Origin of the sequence: Marisediminitalea oceani, assembly GCF_003731635.1 — a bacterium.
In the GTDB taxonomy this organism is placed as follows: domain Bacteria; phylum Pseudomonadota; class Gammaproteobacteria; order Enterobacterales; family Alteromonadaceae; genus Alteromonas; species Alteromonas oceani.
In genome coordinates this window covers 159,077-167,607 of record NZ_RCUA01000070.1, presented here as the reverse complement: position 1 = coordinate 167,607, position 8,531 = coordinate 159,077, and the positions used below count along the sequence as shown (strand labels likewise).

The window sequence follows — 8,531 nt, the reverse complement described above, 5'->3', positions numbered from 1 at the left end:
AGTCACTTTATCCTGACAGGAAAGCGGGCCGTATTAAACCTGATTATGGCCTGATGGATATTGAACTGCGGCGTAAAGGTGTAACTAAACTGCTGCTCTGGGAGGAATATCAGGCTAATTACCCTGATGCTTGCTATAGCTACAGCCAGTTTTGCGACAATTATCGTGAATGGAAATCCCAGCAAAAGCGCTCGATGCGATTTACGCATAAAGCAGGCGAGAAGCTATTTATCGACTTCTGTGGGCCGACATTACCGATTGTAAATCCCGGCACCGGAGAAGTGCGTAATGCCCAGGTCTTTGTTGCGGTACTGGGCGCGTCAAACTACACCTTTGCGATTGCCACAGAAAACCAGAAGCTCGAAAGCTGGCTGGAGGCGCATGTGGCTATGTTTGCCTTCTTCGGCGGCGTGCCGCAATTGCTGGTACCGGACAATCTCAAGTCAGCGGTCACCAGAGCCTGTCGATTTGAACCTCAGTTGAATACAGCTTACCAGTCATTAGCGAATCATTATGGCTGCGCCGTGATGCCTGCAAGACCTCTGAAGCCAAAAGATAAAGCGAAAGCAGAAAATGCCGTACTCATTGTGGAACGATGGATAATGGCAAAATTGCGGCATCAGGTCTTCCATACCTTATCAGGCCTTAATGTTGCTATTCGGGCGTTACTGCATGAACTGAATCAGAAACCATTCCAGCGATTACCGGGAAACCGACAAACCTTGTTTGAATCGCTGGATAAACCAGAGCTGGCCCCGTTACCCACAACACCATGGGAATACACTGAAATCCATATTGCCAGAGTCGGTATTGATTACCATGTCTTGTACAAAGACCATTTCTACTCAGTTCCTCACCTCTTTGTCGGCAAGTCAGTTGAAATACAGGCTTCTAAGCGGCTTATTCGGATTTACTACCAACGCGAGTGCATTGCACAACACATGCGTAGTGACCGAAAAGGTGGCTTTACCTGTGTTGATGAGCATATGCCTGCCAATCATCAGCATCAGAAATGGTCACCCGGAAGACTCAAGAACTGGGCAAAGCAGATCGGCCCTTCCACACTTGAAGTCACCGACGCCATTCTGCAAAGCAAACCACATCCAGAGCAAGGTTATCGGGCCTGCCTTGGGCTACTTAACCTTGCAAAGAAATACGGCGAAAGTCGCCTGGAACAAGCCTGTCGCCGGGCTATTGATATAGGTAATCCCTGTCGAGCCAGCGTGAAATCGCTGTTGCACACCCACCTTGATAATGCCCCGAAAGTGGATGACGTTGAAACGCCCAATCTCACTCATCACAACATCCGCGGCCCTAAATATTACAAATAAGGAACTCAAATGAACGATCTACTCATCCAACAATTACAGCAACTGCGCATGACAGGGATTGCGGATATGTTAAAACAGCAACGCGCTCAACCCAACACCTACTGTGAATTAGCCTTCGAGGAACGGTTGTCCCTGCTGGTTGACCATGAAATGAACCAAAGACGGACAAACCGCATCAACCGACTTCGTAAACAGGCACGACTCAGGTTAAATGCAACACCGGAAGAACTGTCATACGACAATGGCCGCGGATTACAAAAGCCAAGAATGGCCGATTTATTAAATGGCGGATATCTTAGTCATCATCAGAATATCATTGTTACCGGAGCCACAGGTGGCGGTAAAACCTATGTAGCTTGTGCGCTTGGTGAACAAGCGTGTCGCCAGGGAATACGTGTTGGTTACTGGCGATTACCACGATTAAACGAGCACTTACACATCGGCCACGCTGATGGCAGTTACACCAAGCAGCTAGCAACGATAGCGAAACAACAGCTACTGATCCTGGATGACTGGGGACTGGAAAAACTCACCGTCAAACAGGCAACAGACTTACTGGAGGTGGTAGAAGACAGGCACGGCGTAAGTAGCACCATCATCTGTAGTCAGCTACCTGTAGAGCAATGGCATTCAATGATAAGTAACGGCACGGTTGCCGATGCGCTACTAGATCGCCTCATCCACAATGCTCACCGGATAACCCTCACTGGGGAGTCAATGAGAAAGCAACAAACCATGAGGTAAATACCTGTGGCAGACTGCGGTCTGCCACAACTACTGATCGGGCAAGCCATAATACCAGTGATCGGGTGTATCAGAATTGGGGTGATCGAGAGGCCGGAATTAGTGATCGGGAAATGCCTAATACGCAGTAGAACTTAGGCAATAATATTATTTGAACAGCGCAGCAGGACGCTGCGCGTCACTCAAATGCCAAAGCTACTAGTAAGACCACCCTGCTAAACCAATAACCTATTGATCTAACACCGCGTCGTTTGGAACGACGCGCATGACAGAAAGTTGGAACATGACTGACGGAAATCCAAGGATGGATGGATATCGCCGCAGGACGCGGCGCTGCTCAAGCAGTAGATTCACGAAGCTTCTTTTGGAGCTCTTCAATCTTTGCTTCAAGTTTTTGAATTTGCATTTCTTTAGTATCTTCTTCCCTTATTGACTTTGCTTTGAGCTGCCTTGCTTCGAGTATCCTGCTCGCCTCTAGATAGTATTCTTCCAGAGTCGTCCCTCGTGACTTCGCTGAGTGTCCTGCAATTTCAGCCACTTCTGCTATTGCTAAGTCTCTTGACATCCCCAATTCGATGCGCTCAATAAACAATTCAGTCAAAGATAATTTCCTGCCATCGTGAGGTCTTAGTCCATATTTGTTAAGAACGTAATTAACGGATGTCAACCCAAGCGGACTCCCACGATTTGATAGGAAAAGTGCTTTTCCATCGTTGACACCTTCCTTCTTTAGCTTACGCCTATGGGTTTTCTTGTATTGTTTTATTTTACGGTAGAGTTCAACCGGAAAAGGCGCTTGCCGTTGTCCTTTTGACTCGTCGAACTTGGACCTGTTTAGCTTTACGAACGCATATTTACTGTCAATTGGTGGTGGATCATCAAATAAATTAGTCGTAAGTGTAGCTAACTCTTCTCTTCGCAATGCGGTATCTATTATCACCCTTATCATTAACGCATCACGAGCTGAAAGAGGGCATTTTTTAGATGACGCTCTTATATAAGCAGCTTCCCAATCAGTATATTTGGTATCTGGCTTAGCAGGTTTAGAGATTTCTTTCTCTAAAATAGGGACTAAAAAATCAGTTTTCTGCCTTGCGGTTGCTTTACGAACAGGAAGTCCATATGTAAGTCCTCTAACACCATCAGGTATACCAATAACACCAGAGATAGCTCCAACCTTGTGCTCAAGATGCCAATAAAAATGGTAGATATATTTTATTTCAGTATTTCTGGAACTAGCCTCACCAAGATCGGATTTCAGCTTAAGCCATTCCTGATATCTTTTGATGATACTCTCATCAATAATCGTGTAAGCCACAATTTCCTCGGCAACCCTTCTTACCCGAACGTAATAGTGATAGTTGAAAAAGCGGCACAGTGCCGCAGCAATGCGCTTAGCTTTTTCTACGCCTTTGCGTTTTGTGGCAAAGCTTCTCAGATAACTATTCACCTCATATAAAGAGGCTTCATCAGGTTCAAGTTCAATATTAACAAGCATTGGAAAATAGGGCGCATCAACACCATTGATTGAAAACTGCTCGCCACACTTTATTACCTTGAACACTTAAACGCTCCTGATATTGCCGTCAGCGGTTAAAGTACGAATTTTTTCGTTTGCTAACTTAATCTGCTTTTCCAATCTCCTGATTTCTTTTTGAAAACGTCGTGAGCTTTCTTCAGCTACTTGACGCTTCGCCTGTTCAGCAGTCAGTAGTTCTGCATACTTCTCAACTTCGGCATTTAGCACATCAATTTCAGGTTGGAATTCGGCTCTGAGAGCCTCTCTTACCTTGGAGGTAAACAAGGGATCTATTGAGGCAGGATCTTCTTTGATTTCCTTTACAGCGCTCGCCAAGTTCTCGTAGCGTTTTTTCAAATCTTTGTGTTTGATACTGAGAGTTGTTCTGCTAGTAATCAAATTAGGTAGATCATACCCCTCAAACTCAAGCAGCTTTACTACACTGGTAAGCTGTGAAAAATTGCCCAGTGGATTAGCTCTTAAGTCATCTAAAACGTCTTCCAATTTAATTATTTTTTCTTTAAGGGCTTTAAATACTTCTTCGGATTTAGCCTCATTACGCTCCTTTAGTGCTACTGTGTTTTTAGACATTTACTGATACTCCTTTTTTAGTAGCAGCATCTAAAAGGTCGCCACCAACCCTAAATATCTCCTCTGAAGCTCTCTGAGGAACGAAATTGCCTTTAATCTCACATACCCCTAAGAAGTTAGGGCAATCTTGACATAGCCCTTCTGAGGAGCTCAGAATGGACGGCAAGACCACACCATCTCGTTCTACTTTGCACTTTGCTCGATAAACAAACCTTGGTGTCCGTCCGAAGCACAGCCCTTTTGCATGTGGGAAGTCGATAACCAGATCAATGTCCTCGGCGGCGACACTGTCTATGTCATCCTCGTATTGGCCACCTTCCAATATCAGCTGGTCCTTAAACAGATGAATCAACTCATCCACCATTTGGCCAGACAACGATTGATCCCCATTAACTGCTCTTTTAGCAAGACGTGCCACTTTTCTGTTCTGCTCATCACGAAGAATCGCACCCTGCTCTCTCTCAGATAAGTAAACCATTGTCATCTGGTAGCTAAGATGCCTGAGATGGTGTGACAATGCCTCAAAGTCTCCAGCTTCATAACGATAAAAATACATAATTGCAAAGAAGCGTCGGAACTGATGTTCACTAAATTTGAATGCTTCAACATTAGCGTCATCGAAGAGATTTAATGCGTTTCTACAAAAGTGCTCCATCGTTCCATCAAACCTAAATCCAATTGTTCCATTGAAGAGTGGGCTTTGAAATTTAAAAAGGTTTTCTTCTCCAGTCTCTATTCTGTACTGCTCACTTAATCTTCTGAGAACGTTGACTGCCATTTCCATTAACTTAACCGCTGGAAAGCGCTGATATTGACGCAGCGTTTTGTGAACATACATTTCTATCCACAGTTGCCCTTCTGTTTCCTTAATGCAGTCAGGCTTTAATCCGTAAACACCTTTTTCACGACCTGCGGTAAATGCCAATAGAATCAAAGCACATGAAAGGGGTAAATAGTTGTACATCGCCGTGTAAAGTGAAATACCAGATGTCGGTAAATCGCGGCCATAGTAAGCTTTTGTTCCCCTAAAGTTTCTTACCTGCACCCTTGTAAGACCAACAGCGCTTGCGATTTCTGAATCTTTAACCCCATCTCTAATCAGTGCGTTCATTTTTTCACTAACTTCATTAGAAAAATCTGATTTCACTGTAGGAGACGGGTTTAGTCCATTTAATGGAAAAGGGGATGCTGGCAATTCTGATAAAGGATGGTTTTGAGTCTCGTTCCTTAGGACTGCCCCCATTACTTTTGATGGTTCGGCCTTATCAATATAATCTTGCTGATTTGCGACTAGGTAGTCGTGCCATTTGAATAGAATTTCTGAGTAATCCACCACATAGCGTGCAGCAGCATCCATGACCTTGAGGAAGGTAGAGACCTCGATGTTGCGGGTTCGTTTCGCTGATTTGGCCCTACTGAGTTTCTTTGCGAGTGTTAATACCTGATCACTGTCGATAGCTGATGGCTGAAAAGGCAATGGGTTTCTAAATAACCCTGACACCATGGATTGATTTGCAAAGACTCGAAGCACTTTGACCCTATCATTGAATAGTTTCTCACCTACAAGTTCACCTTCCCTCTTTTCGAACACGAGCTGTTCAAATGGCGTTTTATAATACAACGCCAGCTTCTCATGACAGGCTTGAATAATCTCACGGCACGCAGGACAGGAACGTGCACTGTATGGATGTATTCCGCATTCAAAATAGATTCTGTCTCTATCTGCTGCCGAAGGGCGTCGCTTGTCTTGTACCAGCGTAACTGGCACTGATGAAATATCTTTATTTTCAAAATAAGCTCTTAGTTTGCTTGGGTAACCTAAAGCAGCAGATTCATTCTTGGCCAAGTTACTAATAATGTCTGAAACATCATCAGAATCGATATTTTCAAGTGAACCGTATATGTTCCAAAGCTCTCTGACTATTCGTTTAAGCTCATTCACATGACTTCTCATGCGACTTAAGCTACCGACTTTCCCAAATTCACTTGTGGACCTGCCTAGCTCAACAGACACGACCAGACTCCGCTTCAGATCATCGACTAGCCCATTTACATCACTAAATTTCAGCGAAGCAGCTAAGACACCATCAAACTGGATTGTTATTCGATCAGGGTTTGATTCGCTCTTAGGGTCTGATACTTCCCATGTATCATCATCAAATGGTGTATGAAGCCAATCAAACCTCTTCGGAAAACCGTCGCCAACACCCTTAAGTTTTGGGAATAACATTGTTACGTTAATCATCACTACATCCCCTTAAGTACAGGTGTATAAGGATTTTCATACTTAGCTTCGTAATGATCAGCAGCATTTTCTGACTCCGCCAGAATGGCTGAGTACATAAGATCACCTTGAAGCTCTTCATAAATGGTATCTATGAACTGACACCACATGTAAAACTTGGATGCTTCCTTTGAATTTAAAGGTTTAACATAGGAGGCCAATGCTCGGGACCATAGGATCATCTGAGTGATGTTTTGTTTATTGGCGAAAAAGACTGATGAGCGCTGTTTACATGTAAGGCATTTTAAAAATAACCCGCAGCCATCTCCAGCGACGGTCCCTTTTTGGTATCCAGCGTTAGGATCCTTACAGACAATGCCTCCAAAGCCATCTTCCTTTATTTTTTGTTGGAGTGAAGCAAACTTCTTTTCGTCATATCCCGCTTTGATCGCGTAATCTTCAATGTCAACGACAATCAACGCTTCAAGCCACTCCATAAATACACGAATGTCATCTTCAAGTTTTTTGGAGTACGCCAATTTATCCAGATAGTGTTTTCTTGTGACCAGCTCAGTGACATGACGCCCTTTTGCTTTTGCTGATGCTAAGCCTTTTTGCAGACCTTCAAGCAGGATACGGGATGCCCTAATGCTTCTCGCCGTCAGGCCTTCAGCTACATCTGACAATAACGCTTGGGTGCATTCATTAAACCAATTTTCGCTTGGTGTTGAAACAACGTCATTACCCTGTTTTCGCCTATTTGATCCTGTAGAATTTTGGTAATTATATAAAAACAAATTACCCTTATTTTCGGGTATGGCATAGCCCGAATAAGGCTCAGTAGCTTTCTTCAATTCATCAATAGTAGCGTGCGCAGCTCTCCATTCATCGCCTTCAGATAAAGCAAGCTCTACGAGCCCTAAACGCTTATAATTCGCTCTCGCTTTTACCCACGACGTTTCAATTAAATCTTCGCTGAATTTCACTACATCGTCACGTTTCAACTGCCTGACTGATGAAGGATTGGCATTTAATTCATCGACTAAGATAACTTGCGCTGAAACAAGTAACTCTTTACTTGCACCGACCATCTCAACGAAGTCTTGGGCCACCACTCGAAGGTTACGTTTTTGAAGATATTTTCTTATTCGATTGTATTTGAATCTAGGGAGGAAGCTATATCTAAACCCAACACCATAATAAGGGCTCTCTTTTTCAACTAGACAGTAAAGAAATGATTGCAAAACTTCATCGTTGCTGAGGTTATCCAGAGAGGCTGTATAAGGATTGGTATTACCTTCACCAGCTTTTTTCTCCCAGTCCAACCATTTAATGATGTTGTTATAATGCTCCTTTCCTTTCTTTGCTTCACTTATCCAATATGAGCGCTTTTCAAGAGCTTTAGTAAAGGCGCTTTCAGCTCTATTGCGAATTCTAACTAGACGGCGTGCTATTGCCTCCTCGACTAGCTTTGAGAATGAATCAAGAGAAGATGGCGAATCTGACATGGCTATTTCATAGACCGCATTTACAAGAAGAGAAATCTTCTCCTCACCATCGGGGTCATCCTTCGCCACAGAATCGATATAGTCGGAGATATACTCTTGATATTTCTCTGGAATATTAACTGAGGAGAGTGAATCGGGTACAGCGTAATCGATTACCGTTTTTTTCTTACCTTTTGGCCGTACGTCCATATGTGCCTCAGTCAGTAAGTCAGGGTGCGGAAGCCCATTAGCCTGCGGTGCTATTCCAAAATCCGAAAAAAATTTGAGCCACCAATTCACTGCTGAGATGTGTTTTTGTCTTGTTGTAATGGATGGAAATGCAATCTGGAAATGCCGTGACAACTGTATTCTGTGCGTCAACCAATCGTTTTCTAAAGGCCTCTGACCGACACGGAAGGTTTGTAAAAATTGAGCAGTGCCGTCTTTGTTATCCTTGAGATAGTCAACCCACTTCTTTAGTCCATCGATACGCTGGTAGACAGTTCTATCACTGCCCGTGATAATTCGATATCTGTATTTCTTTACAATATTTAAAATATCCTCAGAAAACACAGTTTCCATGGATTCTAGTGAATAGGGTTTGCCTTTATCCGTAGTTACTATCATATCCAGCC

6 protein-coding genes are annotated in these 8,531 nt (G+C 43.6%); 2 read left to right on the top strand and 4 right to left on the bottom strand.

The features are described 5' to 3' along the window. On the top strand, positions 1–1,331 hold a 1,331-nt coding region (gene istA / locus D9T21_RS18335; RefSeq protein ID WP_123326820.1), incomplete at its 5' end, for an IS21 family transposase. 9 nt (positions 1,332–1,340) lie between these two features. Next, on the top strand, positions 1,341–2,075 hold the full coding sequence (istB, locus tag D9T21_RS18330; protein WP_071979584.1) for an IS21-like element helper ATPase IstB: 735 nt from the start codon (positions 1,341–1,343) through the stop codon (positions 2,073–2,075). 337 nt (positions 2,076–2,412) lie between these two features. On the opposite strand, the gene D9T21_RS18325 is transcribed toward istB, so the two are convergent. Genes D9T21_RS18325 through D9T21_RS18310 form a run of 4 tightly spaced genes read right to left on the bottom strand, consistent with a single transcriptional unit; the run spans position 2,413 to position 8,478 of the window. Further along, positions 2,413–3,639 (bottom strand): tyrosine-type recombinase/integrase, encoded by a 1,227-nt coding sequence (locus D9T21_RS18325; protein WP_123326667.1) that lies wholly within the window; start codon positions 3,637–3,639, stop codon positions 2,413–2,415. After that, complete coding sequence (locus D9T21_RS18320; RefSeq protein WP_123326666.1) at positions 3,640–4,185, bottom strand: hypothetical protein; 546 nt, start codon at positions 4,183–4,185, stop codon at positions 3,640–3,642. Beyond that, on the bottom strand, positions 4,178–6,433 hold the full coding sequence (locus D9T21_RS18315) for a site-specific integrase (RefSeq protein WP_164464754.1): 2,256 nt from the start codon (positions 6,431–6,433) through the stop codon (positions 4,178–4,180). Before D9T21_RS18315 ends, D9T21_RS18320 begins: the two co-directional genes overlap by 8 nt. Next, positions 6,433–8,478 (bottom strand): hypothetical protein, encoded by a 2,046-nt coding sequence (locus tag D9T21_RS18310; RefSeq protein WP_123326664.1) that lies wholly within the window; start codon positions 8,476–8,478, stop codon positions 6,433–6,435. The genes D9T21_RS18315 and D9T21_RS18310 overlap by 1 nt, the downstream gene beginning before the upstream one ends. Positions 8,479–8,531 lie beyond the last annotated feature (53 nt).